The organism is Carboxylicivirga linearis (genome assembly GCF_018271995.1).
Lineage (GTDB): Bacteria > Bacteroidota > Bacteroidia > Bacteroidales > Marinilabiliaceae > Carboxylicivirga > Carboxylicivirga linearis.
On the sequence record NZ_JAGUCO010000008.1, the window covers coordinates 110,674 to 130,848 of the forward strand.

General features: G+C 37.2%; 16 protein-coding genes. 13 read left to right on the top strand and 3 right to left on the bottom strand.

The window, feature by feature from the left end; translation table 11 throughout:
* Positions 1-88 precede the first annotated feature (88 nt).
* The 3 genes from KEM10_RS12705 to KEM10_RS12715 all read right to left on the bottom strand — a co-directional run bounded on the left by KEM10_RS12705 (position 89) and on the right by KEM10_RS12715 (position 2,702).
* Complete coding sequence (locus KEM10_RS12705; protein ID WP_212216388.1) at positions 89-751, bottom strand: hypothetical protein; 663 nt, start codon at positions 749-751, stop codon at positions 89-91.
* Between the two features lie 67 nt (positions 752-818).
* Positions 819-1,334, bottom strand: a complete 516-nt coding sequence (locus tag KEM10_RS12710; protein WP_212216389.1) for a hypothetical protein — start codon at positions 1,332-1,334, stop codon at positions 819-821.
* Between the two features lie 633 nt (positions 1,335-1,967).
* The gene (locus KEM10_RS12715; RefSeq protein WP_212216390.1) at positions 1,968-2,702 is read right to left on the bottom strand and encodes a hypothetical protein; all 735 of its coding nucleotides are present in this window, start codon (positions 2,700-2,702) and stop codon (positions 1,968-1,970) included.
* Between the two features lie 1,226 nt (positions 2,703-3,928).
* Between KEM10_RS12715 and KEM10_RS12720 the strand changes: the two genes are divergently transcribed.
* From KEM10_RS12720 to KEM10_RS12780, 13 genes are all read left to right on the top strand, one after another.
* Entirely contained in the window at positions 3,929-5,233 is a 1,305-nt protein-coding gene (locus KEM10_RS12720) for an outer membrane protein assembly factor BamB family protein (RefSeq protein ID WP_212216391.1), read from the top strand.
* Between the two features lie 299 nt (positions 5,234-5,532).
* The gene (locus KEM10_RS12725) at positions 5,533-6,288 is read left to right on the top strand and encodes an ATP-binding protein (RefSeq protein ID WP_212216392.1); all 756 of its coding nucleotides are present in this window, start codon (positions 5,533-5,535) and stop codon (positions 6,286-6,288) included.
* A gap of 26 nt (positions 6,289-6,314) precedes the next feature.
* The gene (locus tag KEM10_RS12730; RefSeq protein ID WP_212216393.1) at positions 6,315-7,532 is read left to right on the top strand and encodes a radical SAM protein; all 1,218 of its coding nucleotides are present in this window, start codon (positions 6,315-6,317) and stop codon (positions 7,530-7,532) included.
* Positions 7,525-9,105: a polyprenyl synthetase family protein gene (locus KEM10_RS12735; protein ID WP_212216394.1), complete on the top strand. Its 1,581-nt coding sequence runs from the start codon at positions 7,525-7,527 to the stop codon at positions 9,103-9,105. Before KEM10_RS12730 ends, KEM10_RS12735 begins: the two co-directional genes overlap by 8 nt.
* Positions 9,106-9,107: 2 nt before the next feature.
* Positions 9,108-9,980 carry a prenyltransferase/squalene oxidase repeat-containing protein gene (locus KEM10_RS12740; RefSeq protein WP_212216395.1) on the top strand — a complete coding sequence of 291 codons (873 nt, stop codon included), beginning with the start codon at positions 9,108-9,110 and terminating at the stop codon, positions 9,978-9,980.
* A 15-nt stretch (positions 9,981-9,995) separates the two neighbouring features.
* Positions 9,996-11,717, top strand: coding sequence for a prenyltransferase/squalene oxidase repeat-containing protein (locus KEM10_RS12745; RefSeq protein ID WP_212216396.1), 1,722 nt, complete (start codon positions 9,996-9,998; stop codon positions 11,715-11,717).
* 5 nt (positions 11,718-11,722) lie between these two features.
* Positions 11,723-12,928 carry an outer membrane protein assembly factor BamB family protein gene (locus tag KEM10_RS12750; RefSeq protein ID WP_212216397.1) on the top strand — a complete coding sequence of 402 codons (1,206 nt, stop codon included), beginning with the start codon at positions 11,723-11,725 and terminating at the stop codon, positions 12,926-12,928.
* Positions 12,929-12,952: 24 nt separating this feature from the next.
* A complete protein-coding gene (locus KEM10_RS12755) occupies positions 12,953-14,365 on the top strand; it encodes an outer membrane protein assembly factor BamB family protein (RefSeq protein ID WP_212216398.1) in 1,413 nt (470 codons plus the stop codon).
* Positions 14,366-14,367: 2 nt separating this feature from the next.
* Positions 14,368-15,294 carry an NHL repeat-containing protein gene (locus tag KEM10_RS12760; protein ID WP_212216399.1) on the top strand — a complete coding sequence of 309 codons (927 nt, stop codon included), beginning with the start codon at positions 14,368-14,370 and terminating at the stop codon, positions 15,292-15,294.
* A 2-nt stretch (positions 15,295-15,296) separates the two neighbouring features.
* On the top strand, positions 15,297-16,322 hold the full coding sequence (locus KEM10_RS12765) for an NHL repeat-containing protein (RefSeq protein WP_212216400.1): 1,026 nt from the start codon (positions 15,297-15,299) through the stop codon (positions 16,320-16,322).
* Positions 16,323-16,329: 7 nt separating this feature from the next.
* Entirely contained in the window at positions 16,330-16,902 is a 573-nt protein-coding gene (locus tag KEM10_RS12770) for a 4Fe-4S binding protein (RefSeq protein ID WP_212216401.1), read from the top strand.
* A gap of 95 nt (positions 16,903-16,997) precedes the next feature.
* Complete coding sequence (locus tag KEM10_RS12775) at positions 16,998-18,278, top strand: 4Fe-4S binding protein (protein ID WP_212216402.1); 1,281 nt, start codon at positions 16,998-17,000, stop codon at positions 18,276-18,278.
* A gap of 3 nt (positions 18,279-18,281) precedes the next feature.
* Entirely contained in the window at positions 18,282-20,174 is a 1,893-nt protein-coding gene (locus KEM10_RS12780; RefSeq protein WP_212216403.1) for an outer membrane protein assembly factor BamB family protein, read from the top strand.
* The last annotated feature ends 1 nt before the right edge of the window (position 20,175 follow it).

The window sequence follows — 20,175 nt, forward strand, 5'->3', positions numbered from 1 at the left end:
TAAACTTTCTGCCAAATTTGGCATACCTGTAAAGTTTACTCACAGACAAAAAATACTGAAATAGCCTGCATTTAACAAATGATAAAAATTAATGCAAGCTTTTATGTCTTCTCAAATCATTATTTAATTTTTTTCTTAATTCTAAAATTCTTTTATATTTATGAACTTCGAAAGGTAGTTTAGAATAAAATGCAAATACCAAAAGCCCCATACTACTAACTATTGATACTAAAAAAATCAAAACATTAAGTAATAGAATTGATTTTACATACGGTGTTTCTTGAATCACATATATCATAGAAAGCGTTGTAATAGAAACAGTAATCGACAAAAAACAAAGAAATATTATAACCATAGACATCAATGAAAATCGCTTTTTAAATCTATTTGTTAAAGAGAAAAGACTATAAATGTGATTTGCATAACTAAATCTCTCACTTCTATTGTTTTCTACCTCTTCAATCGTTTTTATTAAAAGTTCCTTTTCAATTCCATAGACATTTTTTCTATGAATGGCATCTTGCAATCTCATTGAAATACTTTCTATTAAAGTTGGATTTATACCTAACTTTTTTTTATTATACCAACTTGCAACATCTTCTTTATGTCCTTCCATAGAAGCGATTCCTTGACCTATTTGTATATCTGTAATTTTTTGTTGTTTATAAAAAATAAAAACTCCAAGCACAGCTAATAAAGCGACCTCAACTTGGGCAATAGTGCTTAATGTATAATATAAGGTATTCTCCATTTTATTTTCGACTTCTTATTTTATATATATTTTAAATCATTGTTTTTTGATTCGTTCTTATCTTCTTTTAATTAGTTAAGATTTTTCTATTATTTTTCATTTCCTTTTGATTTGTATTCATAATATTCTTAACATCAGTTAGATATTTTTTGGATTCTTTCAAAAATTCATAACACTCTCGATCATTATTTCTATTTCTTTTTTCTGGATTCATTTCCATTAAAACTAATCTTAATGTCCAACTACTTCCTATTTCACCATTTCCGATCATTGATTTAATAAATTCATAAGAAAGTTTGTTTTTTACTGATTGAATATATATTGGTGTTAATTGTCTAAACATTGTGCTGAATCCTAGATGACTTTTCTCAATAAAAGATATTATTTCCATATCATCTGTTTTAGTTTTTAATTCATCAGTAGTAATTCTATATGGAGAGAAACTTCTTGATAAATCCCACAAACTCCTAATATTTTGATTGTAGATCTCTTTTGATTTTATATTTGATCTCCATTGAACAATCCCAAATCCAAAACTCATTAGAGTTATTATTAATCCAATAATTCCTAACGTAACTTCCATAATTATCAATATTATTTTAATATATAAAACATTGGTTTATTACATTTAATGTGCAAAAAACAAAAAAGTATTGATAGGTCTTAATACACAATTTTGTTTATTATTATAAATAATTTTAGTAACATTCTTTCATTAAAAGTATTTGAATTAAATAAAATTAAACATTAAAATTTCCTCTTAATATCAAACTATTTGCATAGTAATTTATACTAAACAAAATATAAACACTATACTATTTATAATTTTTATCTTCTAATATTTAAATCTACCCTTCCCATTAATACAATACTACTGTTTCGGCCTGTTGACCGGGAATAATATTGACCAGTTTGGTTACTTTCTGATCCATAATATCACCAATCCTGAGGTTTACGATAAACAGGTCTACTGAGTAAATGAATTTATGTGCCTTGCTATAAAAAATAAGGAATGCTTTTTAATACACTGCTCCCTCCTCTCTTAAAAGAATGTTTATTTAAGCATCTACTTAGTGGAGAGTAATACAGCTATTTCATACCTTTTAATAAAAGAATTGCTGTGATAACATCTAGCTCGGCTCAAGTAATGACATCAGTTAAAAATTGCTGCAAGTTACCATTTAACCCAGAAAGATTGACCGCTTGCGGTAATTCCTTAATTAAACATATCGAAATCTCCTAACATATCCCAACCTCTTGTTATAGCAGATTTAAATAAATATTTCTCTGCTTCTGAATAGAGTCTAGATAAAAAATCCCATCCTTTACTTCTTGCTTTTGCAAATACTTTACTTAACCTTCTAACAACTTCATTCTTTGTCATAGAAGTGTGTTTTTCCTTCAATGTTGTTAGATCTTTTTTTATTTCTTCTACATCTTCCACTTCTGTGAATTCATCAACTACTTTTATTAAAGAAGTTATGGTTTTATCAATAATTAACTGACGTTTCAAGTCAAAAGGTGAATTATCCGCATCTTCATCAACCAATTTCCATGAATCATAAAACTCTTGTTCATATCTTGCTATAAACGGATCTTTGAAGGAGACATTAATTTCATTAAAAGCTCTTATTGTCCTACCCCAACCTTCAAAAACCTTAATTAAATTTTCTGTATCCATATTACCATCCTTTTGCTTCAAGTCATTTCCAGAAGCTGGAAACATTTCAAAATAAACTAAAGACAATTGCCTAGGAGTAAATGAACTTCTATTAATATCAACAAAAAATTTATAATTAGAATTACTCTCTAAATCTCTAAATTCAATAGTTGAATCTGTCTTTGACGAAATATATATGGAGTCTTGAAAGTTTTGATGTAGAAGTAAGAGGTCATCAACAAATTTTTTCAATTTTCTAAGATGAGCCAAAGGCAATTCTTTTTTGTTCATTTTTTATTTAAAAATATGAACAAAATGTTTTAATTGCCAAACCTGGCACTCACAAAACTAAAAAAACCCCTTGTTAATAGATTACCGTACTTTGTCCATATACGATAGTCTACCCCCCCTATGTGACTGACCTCCTCCAGAAACACACTTTTCTTAAGATCACTACTCTTATCTTGAACAAACATACCATTCTCTTCAACTACTCTGGCATTAATTCATCTATATAAGTGTGAACTTAAAATTCTGAACATTAAAACCCATGTTTAGAAAAAAACTATAATCTGCAAGTTTCTTAAATATATTGGCCAATAATAAAGGTTTATCATGCTGTAGAGGCTCCATACCCTTGCGATGCTTGCTAAAAGCTATTAAACCATTTTATTGTTAACTTCAAGGCTCTTGTTATACTTTTATAAACAATAACCTTTACATTTCATAAAAATATCTATACTTTTATGTTGGATATCGCTTGTTAAATTACTGCATTTTTAAGTACTTTTGACTTAACCTTAATTACTGTTCGAGGTAATTGAAGGTTCGGGTAATTAATACCAGAGTCCCTGAATTTAAAAAATTACTCCCCCTTTGCTACGTTTACTGTAGTTCATGAGGCTATAGTTGTAGAAAGGGGGAGATTTCTTTTTAACAAAGGTTCAGTCTTCCTAGTACTCAAAAAAACGCTTCACCTCTGTTTCACCCATCCTACTAAATAAATCTCATACACTTATATTTCATTACATTACAGACTTACTAGTAATTCCCTGCAGCTCCACTTTCAACAAAAAAACAACCACTTCATTATTGAGGTGGTTTTCTACTTTTATCACCTTTATAAAATTAAAATTTTATCTTACTGTTCAATTACATTACTTCTTTAAAAACTACCGGATGTAAGCAATAAATACTAAATTCTGAGTTAAAATATCATTAAGTGATTCGGCTATCTCTATTTCTTGAAAGTATGTCTGAAGCTGACTCTGCACTTTAGTATTTGTATCACATACTTTAATCGAATTAAATTTAACATTCTTATATTAAGCTTTAATTAAAAGCACTTTGATTGAAGGATTTAGAAAACTTCTATATAATAATTTCGTCATCACCCCCTATTTATTCCTTTTAAGGAACAAAACTTTCGATTCCACAAAAAAATACTTATAATTAGATAGTAGCTATTTTAAATACTCTAAAATCACTCTTCACAATCCTTAAAAAACCCATACAAAATGAAAAGCAAACTCTTATTAGTATTCCTATTCAGTTTAAGTATTCACTGCTTTGCTCAGGATTGGCCACAATTTTTAGGTCCAACCCGCGATAGTAAATCACCACAAAAAGGACTTTTAAAAGAATGGCCAGCTGAAGGTCCTCAAATCTTATGGACTGATAGTGTTGGAATAGGATATGGCGGACCGGTTGTACAAAAAGGAAAAGTTTATTTACTCGACCGCAATGATGAAACAGGAGATATCATGCGTTGCTTTGACCTATCCAACGGAGAAGAACTTTGGCGTTATGAATATTCAGCTCCCGGATCAGTGATGTTTCCGGGTTCAAGAAGTGTTCCAGCCGTTGATGGAAACTTCGTTTATTCATGTGGATTTTACGGCGATTTATATTGCTTTAATACAAAAACACATAAACCTGTTTGGAATAATAATATATGGAAAGATTTTGGCGGCGAAAAGATTCCAACCTGGGCTATTACTCAATGTCCTTTAATATACGGTAACCTTGTAATAGTTGCATCGCAAGCTCCTGAGGCCGGTGTTGTTGCCTATAATAAAAAAACAGGCGAGGTAGAATGGAAAACTCCTTCATTAGGCTTAACTGGCTATGCGAGTCCTGCAATAGTAAAAATAGATGGGAAAGATAATGTGGTGATGATAACAGCCTCTTCGCGCAATGGTGATGAAATGGGTAATGTAGTTGGATTGAATCCTAAATCAGGCGAACAATTGTGGAAATACAACAATTGGAAATGTCGAAATCCTATTCCAAGTGCTGTTGATGCCGGAGATAATAAAATACTTATTGCTGGAGGGTACGAACTGGGTGCTACTCTGATTCAAATAGTAAAAGCCGAAGATGGAAGTTATACAACCAAAGAATTATTTGTAACCGAAGAATTTGGAAATCAACTAACGGCACCATTATTAATTGATGGTTATTTTTACACTCAATATGCTACCAATAGACGCAGAGACGGTATGGTATGCATGAATATGGATGGTGAAATCTTATGGAGAACCAAAAAAGATCCTGACTTTAATAAAGGAAGTATGATATATGCCGATGGCCATATATTGGCTACTGATGGTGTTCAATCTTTATATTTGATAAAACCCGATCCTTCGGAATATAAACCTATTTCTTCGGCACAAATATTGGCACCTGAAGGAACCAAGGTTGAAGGAGCTGCTTTACAAGTTGGAGGTTCAACTCAAAACTGGGCCCCTATCGCCTTAGCAGATGGTAAACTTATTATTCGTGACCAAAACCGGATTATGTGCGTTAAGGTTGCGGAATAAAGAATCATTAAAATAATCATATTAGATAAGGTTGTCTTTAATAATAAGTCAGCCTTTTTTTTTACCGTTTCAATAATTACAATTCAAATACTTCATTCCAGAATTGACTTCTATTAATTAACAATATATTCATTTATAAATCACACTTTTCTCTTAAAATTATCATCTAAATCAGATAAAACAGTCCTGTATTTTTGTTATTCGCCTTTATTATGCATTTTTTCTTTTTTACGACTTCCAACCATATTTTAAAACAAGTTCTGACTATCTTCAAGCATTGATATCAAAAAACACCTGTTATGAGCAATAAAAAAATTACCATTTGTGCTTGTTCATCCCGATCTTTTGTAAAAAAATATAAGGTAGCTCAACTAGCTACTGAACTTCAAAAAAATGGTAATGATGTAACCATAATAGCTGACCTTTGCGAACTAGTACAGAAGCAATCGCCAAAAGTTGAAAATATTGCTAAAACTGCTATTATAGCCTGTTATTCTCGTGCCATTCAATCACAAATGAATTGGTTAAATCTACAAGCTGACAATATTTATGATATCCGAAACAAAGAGGTAGCAGATATCTTAACTGAATTCAATATTTCTTCTGATATTGAAGATCAACCAATCGATTCTGACATACTAAATGATGTCAATCATTTAGCTGATAATAATGGAACGGATGCCTGGTATCCGGTGCTTGATAAAACCAGATGTACCAACTGCGGAAAGTGTCACGACTTTTGTCTTTTTGGTGTTTATACTATAGAAAATAAAGAAGTAAAAGTTATTCATCCCGAAAATTGCAAGAACAATTGTCCGGCCTGTGCCCGTATTTGTCCATCCAGCGCAATTATTTTTCCGAAATACGAAAAATCACCCATCAACGGAGGAACAGAATTGGAAGAAGTGTTTTCGAAAGATGATATGGAAGAAGCTTATCAAAAACGATTAGAATATAGATTAAAGCAAAATAGAAGTCGTTTTTCATTGCTTAAAAAAGATAATTCAAAATCTACTACTCCCATCAATCTGGGGTTAGACCTTAAAAAAGAATAAACAGCCTCAAAAGATCAACAAAAGAAATGAAGTTTACAGATTATACAGCCACCTTAAAAACCTTTATGCGAATTCCATTGGAATGCTCGCCCCGTATTCTGTGGAAGTTGGCATACAATTTTGGATGGAGAAATCTGGTGAACATGAGCCGTTTTGAAAAACGACAAGCCAAAGGAAAACCATTTTTCCCGGCATTTGTAATGATTTCTGTTACCGAAACTTGCAATCTGTCGTGCAGTGGTTGTTGGGTGACTCCAGGTGGAAAGAAATCTCTTTCATTGGAACAATTAGACGGTATCATCACCGAAAGCAAGAAAAAAGGTTCCTATTTCTTCGGGATTTTGGGAGGTGAACCTCTGTTATACAAAGGCTTGTTTTCGATTTTCGAAAAACATTCCGATTGCTATTTCCAGCTCTTTACCAATGGCATGATACTTACCGAAGAAGTAGCTTTTAAAATGAAGAAACTGGGAAACATCACTCCATTAATCAGTATTGAAGGCCTTGAAGACGAAAGTGAACAACGTCGTGGTAAATCAGATGTATTCAACAAATCACTAGCCGGGGTCAGAGCTTGTAAAAAGGCTAAATTGTTCTTTGGGGCAGCAGCTAGTATTTGTAAAGGCAATTTCAACGATTTGGTTAATCGCGCGTACATCGATCGATTAGCAAAAGAAGGCGTACATTACCTTTGGTACTACATCTACCGACCGGTAGGTAATAATCCCAATCCCCTCAATGCCTTAAACGAAGAAGAAATAAAAAACTTGCGCAGGTTTATTGTTGAGCAACGCAAAAATGCACCCCTTTTGGTTATTGAAACTTATTGGGATGATAAGGGGAAAGCCCTTTGTCCTGCAGCTACCGGAATGAGCCATCATATCTCTCCCGGAGGAGCGGTTGAATTTTGTCCTCCTCTTCAAATGGCAAAAGAGTTTATCAATGAAGATGCATCGAATCTGACCGAACTTTTTGAACAGTCAGCCTTTCTGGCTGATTTACGTAAAATGACTGCTTCAGCATCTCGAGGATGTATTCTATTGGAAGATCCGGCTAAATTGGTTGAGTTCCTTGAAAAACAGGAAGCTTTGGATACCACAACCCGTAACACTGTTTTGCAGGAGTATAAAAATATGAGTCAGGTGGCAGGCCATGACATGAAAGAGAATGCAATACCTGAGGAAAATGTTTTTTATAAAACGATGAAAAAGAAATATTTTTTTGGATTTGGCGCTTATGGGTAAAATCACAAAAAACATAGAATCGAAAAAGACAAGATACGAGGTTCCTGAAACTGCAGAGCATCGTACTGAATTAAGAGATGGCATTGGTAGTTTTGTCAAAAGCAAAGCTCTGCAGCCTCCTTTATCTATGAATCGATTATCGGAACTGGCAGCTGAATTTGTCCAAAACAATCATCTCAATGAAGAGCTGAGTGAATGGATTATGGTGGAAATCAACAATCAACTTTGGTTCGATACAGTAGCCAGCATTCCATACGAAAAACGCATTCTGTTGCTGCCTGTTTGTCTTCGTAATTCAGGAAAATGTAAGGCTGATATTGATGAACTGGGATTGCTTTGCAACCTATGTAACACATGTAATATTCCGAATATTCAAACACGCGCCGAAGAATTAGGTATGATGAGTTTGGTGGCAGAAGGATTTACTTCGGTTATTGGTCTGGTTAAAAGTGGTGTTGCCGAAGCTGTTATTGGCATAAGTTGTTTAGATTCTCTGGAAAAAGCATTTCCTCTGCTAATTAATAATGCTGTTCCGGGCTTGGCTATTCCATTAAATAAAGCCGGTTGTAAAGACACTACCGTTGATTTAGATTACGTAGAAAGATTGATGAGTCTGAAATCGGAAAAAGAAAGTCATCTTTTGGATTACGATCAATTGAAAAGCACCCTTCAACAATGGTTCTCCAAAGAAAATCTAGCCCGACTTTTATCTCCGTTACATGATCCTACCTCACTTATTATGCGGGAATGGATGTCGAACGATGGGAAACGCTGGCGACCTTATTTACTGGCTTCAAGCTATCTGGCTATAACAGGTAAGACAGATATTCCTGAAGAACTTCAGTTGTCTGCCATCGCCATTGAATGCTTTCATAAAGCCTCGTTGGTTCACGATGATATTCAGGACGAAGACGATCTGAGATATAATAAAGAAACGGTGAATGCGGCTCACGGTGTTCCCATGGCTATCAATGTGGGCGACATGTACCTGGGCGAAGGCTATCGTTTGCTCACTCAATGTGGAAAAATTGAGTTATTGAAAGTTGCCAGTGAAGCTCATATTGCCTTATGTAAAGGTCAAGGTATGGAACTGGAATGGTGTAAACAACCACATCGAATCTCCATGGAGTTTGTGTTGGATATTTTTATGCATAAAACAGTTCCTGCGTTTGATGTATCACTAGCTATGGGTGTGATCTGTGCCAATGATGACGCACGATTACGCAAGCAATTGAACGATTACTCTAAAGCCTTGGGTATTGCCTATCAGTTACAGGATGATATCGAAGATTTTGAAACAGATACGCCTTTAAGTACTCGACCATCAGCAATTTTAGCTGCCATATGTGAGGCTCAACCCGATGATGAATTCATCAACACGATGCTGTATTCAACCGATTTAAAATCATTCCTTAATCAGGCTGAAAATAAAGCTTTTCTAAACCAAGCCATCAAAACAGTTAATGGTATGGTGGAAGAATATAGAGGACAAGCCTTACAGGCTGTGGAAGAAATCAAAAATGTGGAATTGAAACGATTACTTTTCAGAGTAACGAAAAAGATCTTAAAGTAAGGATGAAGGAAACCATCTCCATAAAAATGCTTAATACACTGCAAAAAGCAAAAACTCAACTGTCAGATGAAGCCATTCGACACATCATTGATTTTGTTCTTTCGCAGATGAATGACGAGCATTGTTTCAAAAACAAAGGTGGTCAACCCGATCTTTACTACACTGCATTTGGCTGGATGTTATGCTTTATTCTCGGCATTAAAACAGATGTGAATAAAATGAGGAAATACCTCGATTCACTTGATATAGAAAAACTGGATTTGATTCATTATGCAGCATTTGTAAGATGCAGCATTTTAGCCGATTTATCTAAAAACGGAAAAATTATAACCTGGCTAGGTTCACTGAAATCAAAAAAAGTAAAAAAATTAACTGATTTTTCCGGAATACCCCATGATAACCCACAATCGCCCTATTCCAAATTCATCTGGCTATCACTGCTTGAAGATACAGGTAACAAGTTGAAGGATAAATCAAGTTTTATAACTGAAGTGGAAGAATATCGCCTACCAAATGGCGGATATCGAAATTTATCAAAGGGCTTAGGTGCTACCACTAACGCAACAGTTGCCGCCTTATCGGTTCTCGGCCAGTTAAAAGGATATGAAACCAACAGGAATGTTGATTTTCTTAGAAATCTGCAGCAAGCAAACGGAGGATTTCAGGGAGCTTCGGCCTCTCCTGTACCCGATATACTGTCAACAGCCACAGCGCTTTTTATGCTTCAATGCTATGGTCAGAAACCAAAATACGATCCTGAAGATTTTTTGGAAGCTCATTGGTTGGATTCGGGCGGCTTCTGCCCCACTTTGATTGATGAAACAAGTGATGTAGAATATACTTTTTACGGACTACTAGCTTTAGGAACTTTATAAACCAACAAACACAGAATGACAAACGACAAACAGATACAAGTAATGATAGAAACCTTGCAGCAGAAGTTGGCTGCAAACCGCGTTTCGAATGATGGAAACTGGAGAAGCACGCTTTCTTCCAGTGCCATTTCCACGTCAGTATCTGTTTTTGCATTATATATGGCTGATGCTGAAAAGCACAAAGCCACCATTGAAAAAGGTCAGGAATGGTTGTATCAAACTATGCTGCCAGACGGAACCTGGGGCGATAGTCCTGAGAGTCCGGCCAACATGACAGCAACATTATTGTCGTATGCGGCCTTATTTGCAACCGGTAAACCATCATCCAAAACCAAAGACTATATCGATCAAACTCTTGGCGGATCAAGCGATGATGAAATTATTAACGGAGTTTTAAAATACTACGGAAAAGATTTGACCTTTTCTGCTCCAATTCTGATTATGTGTGCCTTAGCCGGTGTGATTCAGGAATGGAATAAAATACCTCAACTGCCATTTGAATTGGCTATACTGCCACAAAGCGTTTTTCGCTTTTTGCAACTTCCAGTGGTGAGTTATGCCATTCCGGCTTTGATTGCCGTTGGTATCCTTCGTCATAAAATGGGCCGAAAGAATGTTCTTTCGCCGCTTCGCGATTTGTTTATCCCAAAATCAATGAAGGTGCTTCAGAGTCATCAACCCGAGAATGGCGGATATTTGGAGGCTGCACCATTGACGGCCTTTGTAACCATGTGTTTGTGCGGAGCCGGATTCAAAGAGCATTCTTCTACACAAAAGGCAGTTGAATTTTTGGTTGATACGGTTCGTAAAGATGGCTCATGGCCCATTGACACGAATCTCGATTCCTGGGCAACGGCTTTAAGTGTGCGAGCATTGGGTAGCGATCAACCCTATAAAGAAAAAGTAGCTGAGCAGATCAAAAAACTGGCTTTTCAATATAAACATCCATTCACAGGTGCGGAACCTGGAGGCTGGGGATGGACCAATCGCCCCGGAGCAGTGCCCGATGCCGATGACACAGCGGGAGCTTTGGTTGCCTTGCATATTCTACTGGATGGAAAACCTTGTAAGGAAATTGAGAATGGAATCAATTGGCTGCTTAAATTGCAAAACCGCGATGGCGGTATTCCTACCTTCTGTAAAGGTTGGGGAAAACTGCCGTTTGATGCGAGCAGCCCCGATATTACAGCTCATTCCATCCAGGCAATGCACTTATGGTACGATGTTCTTCCTGCTGAACTTCAGCAAAAATGCAACAAGAGTATTGATAGAATGCTAAAGTGGATGCAATCCATACAATCTAAGGAGGGTGAATTAGTTCCACTTTGGTTTGGTGATCAGAATTCACCTGATGAATCAGCGCCGGTTTATGGAACTGCATTAGCCGTTGAATACCTTGCCGAAATTGATAATAAAGTTGCTAAAGCAGTAGTTGAGAAAGGAAGAAACTACCTCATTTCTGCTCAAAACAAAGATGGCGGATGGGGAGGTGCAAAAAACGTTCCTTCAAAAGTAACTATGACAGCGCGCGCGTTAAGTGCACTAGCTTCACTTGGCTACTATAATCATGAAAAAACACAAGCTGGAATTACGTATCTTGTAAATAAACACAATGCCGGAGATTTGTTTCAAAAAGAGCCGATTGGCCTTTATTTCTCACGACTCTGGTATTCCGAAGAAATGTACAATATCACTTTTGTATTAAATGCAATGAACAAACTAAAACTTATCAGATGATAACCATGAAACGCATTCTAATTTTTATCGCAGCATTGGCACCGGTATTAGTATCGGCTCAAACCAACATCCAATGGAGAGGAACTGATCGATCAGGTATTTACCACGAAAAAGGTTTACTAAAACAATGGCCTGAAAATGGTCCTGAATTGAAATGGAGTTACGAAGGCCTTGGTGAAGGTCACTCTTCAGTTGCTATAGCTGATGACAAAATTTACCTGACCGGACTCCAGGGTGAAGCCGGATTCTTGTATGTATTCGACCTTAACGGAAAACTTCTTCAACAAAAAGAATACGGCAAAGAATGGTCGCAAAGCTACAATGGACCGCGAGGAACCGTAACCATCGACGATTCTAAAATCTATTTAATTTCTGGATTCGGAGTTATTTATTGTTTAGATCAAAAATCACTGGATCTTATCTGGAAGAAAGATTTTCTAAATGAATTTGGAGCTAGCAATATAACCTGGGGAATCAACGAAGCTCCTTTGGTAGTTGATAATATGGTATTTGTTACACCTGGTGGATCTGAAAATAATCTGGTTGCTTTGAATAAAAAAACAGGTAAATTAATCTGGTCTTGTGCAGGCGAAGGGGATGTTTCTGCTTATTGTTCTCCTTTGTATATCGAAGATCAAGACATTCCTCAAGTTGTAACGATCACTGCCAGTCATGTTATTAGTGCCGATGCCAAAACAGGTAAAAAACTTTGGTCTGTTGAAAAAACAAATCGCTGGTCGGTACATGCCAATACTCCTGTTTATTCTGATGGTATGCTTCTTTGTACTAGTGGTTACGGAGGCGGTTCTTTCATGTTAAAATTGAAAAATGGAGGCCGTGAAGTTGAGAAAGTTTGGGAATCAACACTACTTGACAACAGAATTGGTGCGATGGTAAAAGTGGGCAACTATGTTTATGGATCGGGTGATAAGAATCGCTACTGGTTCTGTGCCGATTGGAATACAGGTGAAATCAAATTTCAGGAAAAAGGTTATGCTATGGGTAACATCATCGCTAACGATAATCAGTTGATTTGCTATACCGATCGCGGAAACATGCTTTTGGCCAATGCCACTCCTGAGAAGTTTGATGTTGTTAGTAAGTTCGCAATTACCATGGGAACAGCTCAGCACTGGGCTCATCCTGTTTTATACAAAGGAATCATTTATGTTCGCCATGGCAATGCATTAATGGCATATCAGGCAAAATAAATAATAACTTTATTACAAGACTCTGTGAACGAGAAACAGATAATTAAAAGCATTACTACTTTAACAATTCTTGTTTTTACATCAGCAATTGTTGGCTGGCATTTGTACAGCCCTCGACAAGATTTTGAAATCCAGGCACCCGGGGCGGACAACCGCCCTAAGGGTTTGGAACGAAAAGCCGACGATGTAAAAATTGGCGAATTCTTTATGCATTATGCCGATGTGAATTCAACACTCACCGGCAAATGGACAGCCTTTCGAGGAGCTGCTTCAAGCAACATTGTTGAAACCAAAGAAAAGCTCAACATCAAATCCGAAGATTTTCAAGAGTTGTGGAGCATCGAAACTGGAGAAGGTCATGCTGCGCCGGTTATTTACAACGGGAAAGTCTATTTTCTAGATTACAACGAACAACTAAGTTCCGATGCTTTACGTTGCTTCTCACTCGAAACCGGAGAAGAACTTTGGCGTCGTTGGTACCGAGTTCCCATCAAACGAAACCATGGCTTTTCAAGAACAATACCAGCCATTGGTGATAACTATATAATTTCCATTGGTCCCAACGGACATGTGATGTGTTGTGATCCGCATAACGGAGACCTGAAATGGACGCTTGACATGCAAAAAGAATATCACTCTGAAATTCCTTTTTGGTATACCGGACAATGTCCTTTGGTTGATGATGAAACTCTGGTTCTGGTTCCTGCAGGCGACAAAGTTTTAATGACCGGATTAAATGTTCAGACTGGTGAAGCATTATGGACAACGCCCAATACACTCAATTATAAAATGTCGCATTCATCAGTGATGAAGATGAACATCAACAAAGTAGCCACCTATGTATACGCCGGTATTGGAGGTATTTGTGGTATATCAGCAAATAAAACCACCCCCGGACAATTGCTTTGGGAAACCAACGAATGGCAACCTTCAGTAATTGCTCCTTCCCCCGTGCAGGTATCAACCAATCGTTTTTTTATGGTGGCCGGATATGGTTCAGGTGGAGCTTTGTTTCAGGTGAATAATTCAGGTAACGTTAAAGTCTTGGACAGTTACAAGCCTAACAAAGGAATTGCCAGCGAACAGCAAACACCTATCTTTTACAACAACATGCTTCTTTGCGTGATTCCTAAAGATGGCGGAAGTCTGCGTAATAAAATGGTTGCCTTTTCACCTAATGATTTGCACAATCCACTTTGGAGTTCTGCCGCTGACGAACGATTTGGATTGGGGCCTTATATCGTCATTGATAACAAGCTTTTCGCATTAAAAGACGATGGTGAATTGTATGTTTATGAAATCCAGAATCAGAATCTCACCCTTATAAAAAAACAACGGGTTATGGATGGTATAGATGCCTGGGGACCGATGGCCTATGCCGATGGAATGCTTGTTTTGAGAGATGCACATACTGTGAAATGTTTTAAAATCAATTAGACATGGAAAAAACAGTTAAAATTATTGTCAACATCATCATTTTTATTGTTGTAATAGGCTTCATCGCGTACATGGTTAGTTCTGTGAATAAAGATGAACAAACGGTTAGCACAATAGCAGTTAGCAAGCCTTTTACCAGTCCTTTAAATAAGGTACAAACACTCGAATTTCCTTTTGAGATAGGACATTTTGAATTGTATAATGAACGAATAATTTTAGCTGATAAACAATCCATTCATATTTTTAATAAGAGCGGAGAGAGACAAAATTCATTCACCATAAAATCAGGTTTGCAAGATATAGCGATAATGAATAATGAGATTTTCGTACTCTACCCTACTGCAATAAACGTTTATTCAATGCAAGGCGATTCAATCAATCATTGGGAAGCATGCAGCGATAATTCAGCCTATTGCGCTATGGCACTTACCAACGATTTTGTTTTTGTGACCGATGCGCAAAACAAAAACATCTGTAAATATACCCGAGGTGGTAATTTCAAGACATTTATTTTTAGCCCTCACGATTTTATCATCCCAAGCTACACATTCGATATTTTCAACTATAACGATACTATTTATGCTGTTAATTCAGGTCGTCATCTGATAGAAAGATATACGACTGACGGAGATTTTATTTCTTCATTCGGAGGCTCAGGAACTGAATCTGGATTCTTTGCAGGTTGCTGCAATCCGGCATATATAGACATTACTGATGAAGGTCGTATTTATACTTCAGAAAAAGGAAATCCACGCATCAGCATATTCAATAACAATGGGCAATTCGATGAAGTACTGTTGGATAACAAATTATTAGGAGGAGGCAATAAGGCATATGAACTTAAAGTATTGGATGATCATCTTTTTGTAGCCAATAAAAACCGATTGGATATCTACGCCTTCAAAAACAAATCAAACGAAAACAACTGAAAATGAAACCGGATAAAAAGAAACAGAAGATGTCGCGTAAAGAATTTCTCCAAATGGGAGGTTCGATACTTGCAGGAGGAACGATTTTAGGTATTTCAGGAGTAACGTTATGGAATAACTATACGCACAAAAGTACTACAGATGGGAATTCAATTGCTCCGGATATAGCCAATGTAGCTTTTCAATCGCCATACAAACTGGTTTCATCATTTAGTACAGGCAATAATATTGAGGCCTTTGAAATTTTGGGTGATAATATTATTGTTTCAACAGCCGATCAGGTTCAGATTTATCAGGCAAACGGAACGCTAAAATCAAGTTTTAAGATTGATAGTAATCTACGTGATTTGGCCGTTACAGGCAACGAAATTCTGTTGTTATATCCGTCGCATATCAAAGTTTTCGATACGCTGGGAAATCAAATACGAAATTGGAAAGCTGCTAATGAAAACTCAGATTATTGCTCAATGGCATTTGGAGGAGGCTCGGTATACATAACCGATGCCGGCAACAAAAACATCTGCCAGTACTCCATCGATGGTAATTTTCAACGTATTATTGATAGCCCTAACCGTTTTATTATTCCAAGCTACACATTTGGAATAACCTATAATAATGGAACTATCTTTTGTTCCAATCCGGGACGTCATCAGGTGGAAAAATATTCAGCCGATGGAAAATACATTGGCTCTTTTGGTGAGGCAGGCGGTGCTACAGGTAAATTCTGCGGATGCTGTAATCCGGTTCATCTTTCCTATACTGAAACCGGAGATCTTATCACCTCTGAGAAAGGAAATCCTCGCATCAGCTGTTACAGCCAGGATGGACAATTTCAGAGTTTACTGCTCGATAGCCAAATGCTTGGCGGTGGCAATAAAGCCTATAGAATAAAAGCCATTGGCGATCAACTAATCGCAGCGGGTAACAACATGGTTACCACCTTTAAATACGATAAAGCCTTAGCAGCTAATTCAGCTTGTTCATCATGTAAAAAGAATTGCCCTCTACGCAAGGGTATTAATATTTGAGAAAGAGATGAAGGAAGATAACAATAAAAAAAGTCCGATAGAGAGACGGAAATTTCTACAAATGCTGGGCAAAGTGGCTGCAGGAGGATCTATTCTTTTTGTTGCCGGCAAATTAACAACTAGGCTTAATCAGCAAGAAGCAGGTTATTATTGGCAAATCGATCCTGAAAAATGTACACAGTGTGGTCGTTGCGAAACACATTGTGTTTTGAATGTTTCGGCAGTAAAATGCTTTCATGCCAATAAAGTGTGCGGGTATTGCGATTTATGCGGTGGTTACTATCGATCGAATGTGAAGGAGTTGAACACAGCTGCAGAGAACTTGATGTGCCCTACCGGAGCCATTAAGCGTAAGTTTGTTGAAGATCCATACTTCGAATATTCCATTGACGAGAGCTTATGTAACGGATGTGGAAAGTGCGTAAAAGGCTGTACCTCATTTGGCAACGGTTCTCTTTACCTTCAAATTAAAAGAGACTTGTGCGTTGACTGTAACGAGTGTCAAATTGCCAAAGTTTGTCCGTCGAAGGCAATTACCAGAGTACCAATCGCAATGGCCTATAACCTGAAAGATGAATAATTAATAATGAAACGAGTCTTAAGAAACACATTCCCTCAAATGAATATAGCAAGCTTGACGAGTTCCATGTGGCCATTAAAAACAAATTCAGACACATGAAAAAGATACTTCTCATAATTAGTGCCCTATTAATGCAAATGGCAGCCTTTGCACAAAACAGGTTTCCCAAACCCGATTTTGAGTCAGGCTATCAATATCCCGATATAAACTACGCTGTGCCCAATGAATCATTATGGCTGTTTGTAGATATCGCCCTTTTAGTATTGCTCATGAGCTTTGTATCGTGGGCAGTAATTAAAAAACAAACCCGCAAACCCATTATTTGGGTGTCGGTCATTTCAGTTGCCTACTTTGGCTTTTTCCGAAGCGGTTGCGTATGCAGCATCGGATCCATTCAAAATGTAGCCTTGTCGCTGGCTGATTCAAGTTACATATTACCAGTATCAGTCCTGCTCTTTTTCATCCTGCCTATCATCTTTGCTTTTTTGTTTGGACGAGTATTTTGTGCCGGGGTATGTCCTTTCGGAGCTTTACAGGAATTGGTAAACATCAAAAACTACAGACTCTCAAAAGCATTAACAACGGCATTAAGTGTCATCCCATGGATTTACCTCATCTTTGCCATATTATATGCCGTAACCCGCAGTTCTTTTATCATCTGTAAGTTCGATCCGTTTATTGGCATATTCCGTTTTGGCGGCGATTTTGGCTTAATTTTGTTTGGCGTTTTGCTTCTGATCACATCCATTTTTACCGGCCGACCATTCTGCCGTTTTATTTGCCCTTACGGAGCACTTTTAAGCTTATTTTCGCGTATTTCCATCTTTAAAGTGCAAATCACCAAGCAACAATGTATCAATTGTGAATTATGCCATAATGCTTGTCCGGTTGATGCAATCAAACCACCCTACGATAATAAGGTGAAAGAAAAACGCTTATCTGGTGTAAAAAGAATATTGAACTACTTCATTATACTTCCACTTTTAATCGTTGCAGGTTCTGTTTTGATGCGCTATTTCAGTGATGATCTAAGTCGTGCGCATTACGATGTTAGATTATACGATATGATTCAGCAACAGGAAGAAAATCCTCAAAACATTATGCCTCTTGAAGTAGAAGCTTTTTATGGTGAAGGAAAAACGGTGGATGAGTTACATACCAATGTAGAAAAGATAAAAGCTGATTTCAAGTTCTACTCGACCATTGCAGGTGGCTTTATTGGGTTGGTAATCGGCATCCTGTTAATCAGTTTATCGACCAAAAGAACTCGTAAGCTTTATGAGATTGAACATGCCGACTGTGTGGCTTGCGGAAAATGCTTCGACTACTGTCCGCAAAACAAATTTGATGTAAAAACCGCAAAACTATCAATATAACCGATGAAGAAAGTCATTTTCAGAAATATAACTCTGGTATCAGCCATATTCATTGTTACTTTTTCAATAATGCTGATTACCAATTATTTTCAGGTGAGGCAATCGTCGCCTTTGCAAACAGAAATTATTGAATCACTAAAGGAACTGAATATTCAGAATTCAGGGAATACTGAATTACAAGCTCAGATTCGTCAGTTGGATTTGATGGCGCGAAAAGCCTATTTCGTAAGTATGGATCATCTTATTACAGGTGTTTATATTCTTATCGGAATGTTGCTGGTATTCATTGTTTCCATTCGTTTGTATTTCTCAAATTATAAAGATATCCCTGAAAAGGAATTAGATCCGATTGATGAATGGGTAATCAAAACACAGGCTCGTAAATATGTTGGATTTACAGCTACCGGAATGGCTGCCATCGCCTTGCTTTTTGTTGTGTTAAGTACTCCTTTCTTGAAAGACAATACAGACAAACCCAAGGAAGAGCCTTTGCAAGCTTCGTTAGTAGCGCAGGAAACAACTACCGCCGAACCTCAACAGGAAGCGGTTGTAGAAACAATTGACCAATCTGAACCGGAGGAAGAAACTATCGAGACTCCGGAGCCTGCTGTTGTTGAAACAGAAGAGCCAACTATCTCAGAGAAACCGGAAGTCAAGGAAGATGTTAAACAAGAAACAGTTCCTGAAAAAGTTGAAGAAGTTGTTTCAGAGCCTGCCAAAGAAGAACCTAAAGCAGTGGTTGCACCGGTTAATACTAGCAATTTTAATGCTTTCAGAGGAAATAATTCCAATGGATTATCGGATGCAAAAAATGTTCCTACAAAATGGGACTTAGTAGCAGGCACTAATATCGCCTGGAAAACTGCTATCCCACTCAAAGGACATAATTCACCGGTAGTGAATGGTGACAAAGTGTTTTTTACCGGAGCCGATCAGGATAATCGCATTCTTTTCTGCTATAGCCTAAATGATGGTAAAAGCTTATGGCAGTTAAAGGCTGAAAACATTCCTGGTTCACCGGCTGCTGCACCCAAAACAACTGATGACACAGGCTTGGCAGCACCAACCGTTGCTACCAATGGCAAACAAGTGTGTGCCATTTTCGGAACTGGTGATTTGATATGCGCGGATATGAATGGAAATAAGCTTTGGGCTAAAAATATAGGAGTACCCGATAATCATTACGGATATGCTTCTTCTCTCCTAACCTATAATAACTTGTTAATCATCCAATACGATAATTCCAATGAATCGAAAGTTATTGCTTTGGACATGGCTAGAGGAGATGAAAAATGGTCAACAGCCCGCCAAGAAAAGATTACCTGGAGTTCTCCTGTTTTGGCTAAGGTTGGAGCAAAAGAACAATTAGTGTTAATGGGTAACCCGGCTATGGCGGCATATGATCCCGACAATGGAAAACAACTCTGGAGAGAGGAATTTCTTTCGGGTGAAGTGGGTGCCAGCGCCTGTAGTGTCAATGGCATCATATACGGAGCCAGCGAATATGCTTCTCTGACAGCCATCAACGGAGCTGACGGAAGCGTGCTTTGGAATGCCAGCGACTATCTGCCTGAAGTAGCCAGCCCTGTGGCAACCGCCAGCAATGTGTATGTAGCTACCAGTTATGGCATTGTAGTTTCTTATGATGCCAAAACAGGCGAATTGAAAAAAGAACAGGAGTTTGACGGTGAGTTTTACTCTTCTCCCATTATAGCTGAAGGAAAGATTTTCCTTTTCAGCACCGATGGAATCATGCATATTTTCTCAGCTGATGATGAATTTAACTTGCTGGATTCATTTGAAACGGGTGAAAAAGTATTTGCTACTCCAGCTTTTATCAATGATAAAATTGTGGTTCGAACCGAAGAAAGTATTTACTGTGTAACAACGAAATAAG

What these genes read in the sequence shown, in the direction of transcription:
- KEM10_RS12715 (WP_212216390.1), bottom strand. Translation starts at nt 2,702, where the DNA reads ATGAACAAAAAAGAATTGCCTTTGGCTCATCTTAGAAAATTGAAAAAA.
- KEM10_RS12730 (WP_212216393.1), top strand. Translation starts at nt 6,315, where the DNA reads ATGAAGTTTACAGATTATACAGCCACCTTAAAAACCTTTATGCGAATT.
- KEM10_RS12705 (WP_212216388.1), bottom strand. Translation starts at nt 751, where the DNA reads ATGGAGAATACCTTATATTATACATTAAGCACTATTGCCCAAGTTGAG.
- KEM10_RS12740 (WP_212216395.1), top strand. Translation starts at nt 9,108, where the DNA reads ATGAAGGAAACCATCTCCATAAAAATGCTTAATACACTGCAAAAAGCA.
- KEM10_RS12725 (WP_212216392.1), top strand. Translation starts at nt 5,533, where the DNA reads ATGAGCAATAAAAAAATTACCATTTGTGCTTGTTCATCCCGATCTTTT.
- KEM10_RS12745 (WP_212216396.1), top strand. Translation starts at nt 9,996, where the DNA reads ATGACAAACGACAAACAGATACAAGTAATGATAGAAACCTTGCAGCAG.
- KEM10_RS12760 (WP_212216399.1), top strand. Translation starts at nt 14,368, where the DNA reads ATGGAAAAAACAGTTAAAATTATTGTCAACATCATCATTTTTATTGTT.
- KEM10_RS12710 (WP_212216389.1), bottom strand. Translation starts at nt 1,334, where the DNA reads ATGGAAGTTACGTTAGGAATTATTGGATTAATAATAACTCTAATGAGT.
- KEM10_RS12720 (WP_212216391.1), top strand. Translation starts at nt 3,929, where the DNA reads ATGAAAAGCAAACTCTTATTAGTATTCCTATTCAGTTTAAGTATTCAC.
- KEM10_RS12780 (WP_212216403.1), top strand. Translation starts at nt 18,282, where the DNA reads ATGAAGAAAGTCATTTTCAGAAATATAACTCTGGTATCAGCCATATTC.
- KEM10_RS12770 (WP_212216401.1), top strand. Translation starts at nt 16,330, where the DNA reads ATGAAGGAAGATAACAATAAAAAAAGTCCGATAGAGAGACGGAAATTT.
- KEM10_RS12750 (WP_212216397.1), top strand. Translation starts at nt 11,723, where the DNA reads ATGAAACGCATTCTAATTTTTATCGCAGCATTGGCACCGGTATTAGTA.
- KEM10_RS12775 (WP_212216402.1), top strand. Translation starts at nt 16,998, where the DNA reads ATGAAAAAGATACTTCTCATAATTAGTGCCCTATTAATGCAAATGGCA.
- KEM10_RS12735 (WP_212216394.1), top strand. Translation starts at nt 7,525, where the DNA reads ATGGGTAAAATCACAAAAAACATAGAATCGAAAAAGACAAGATACGAG.
- KEM10_RS12765 (WP_212216400.1), top strand. Translation starts at nt 15,297, where the DNA reads ATGAAACCGGATAAAAAGAAACAGAAGATGTCGCGTAAAGAATTTCTC.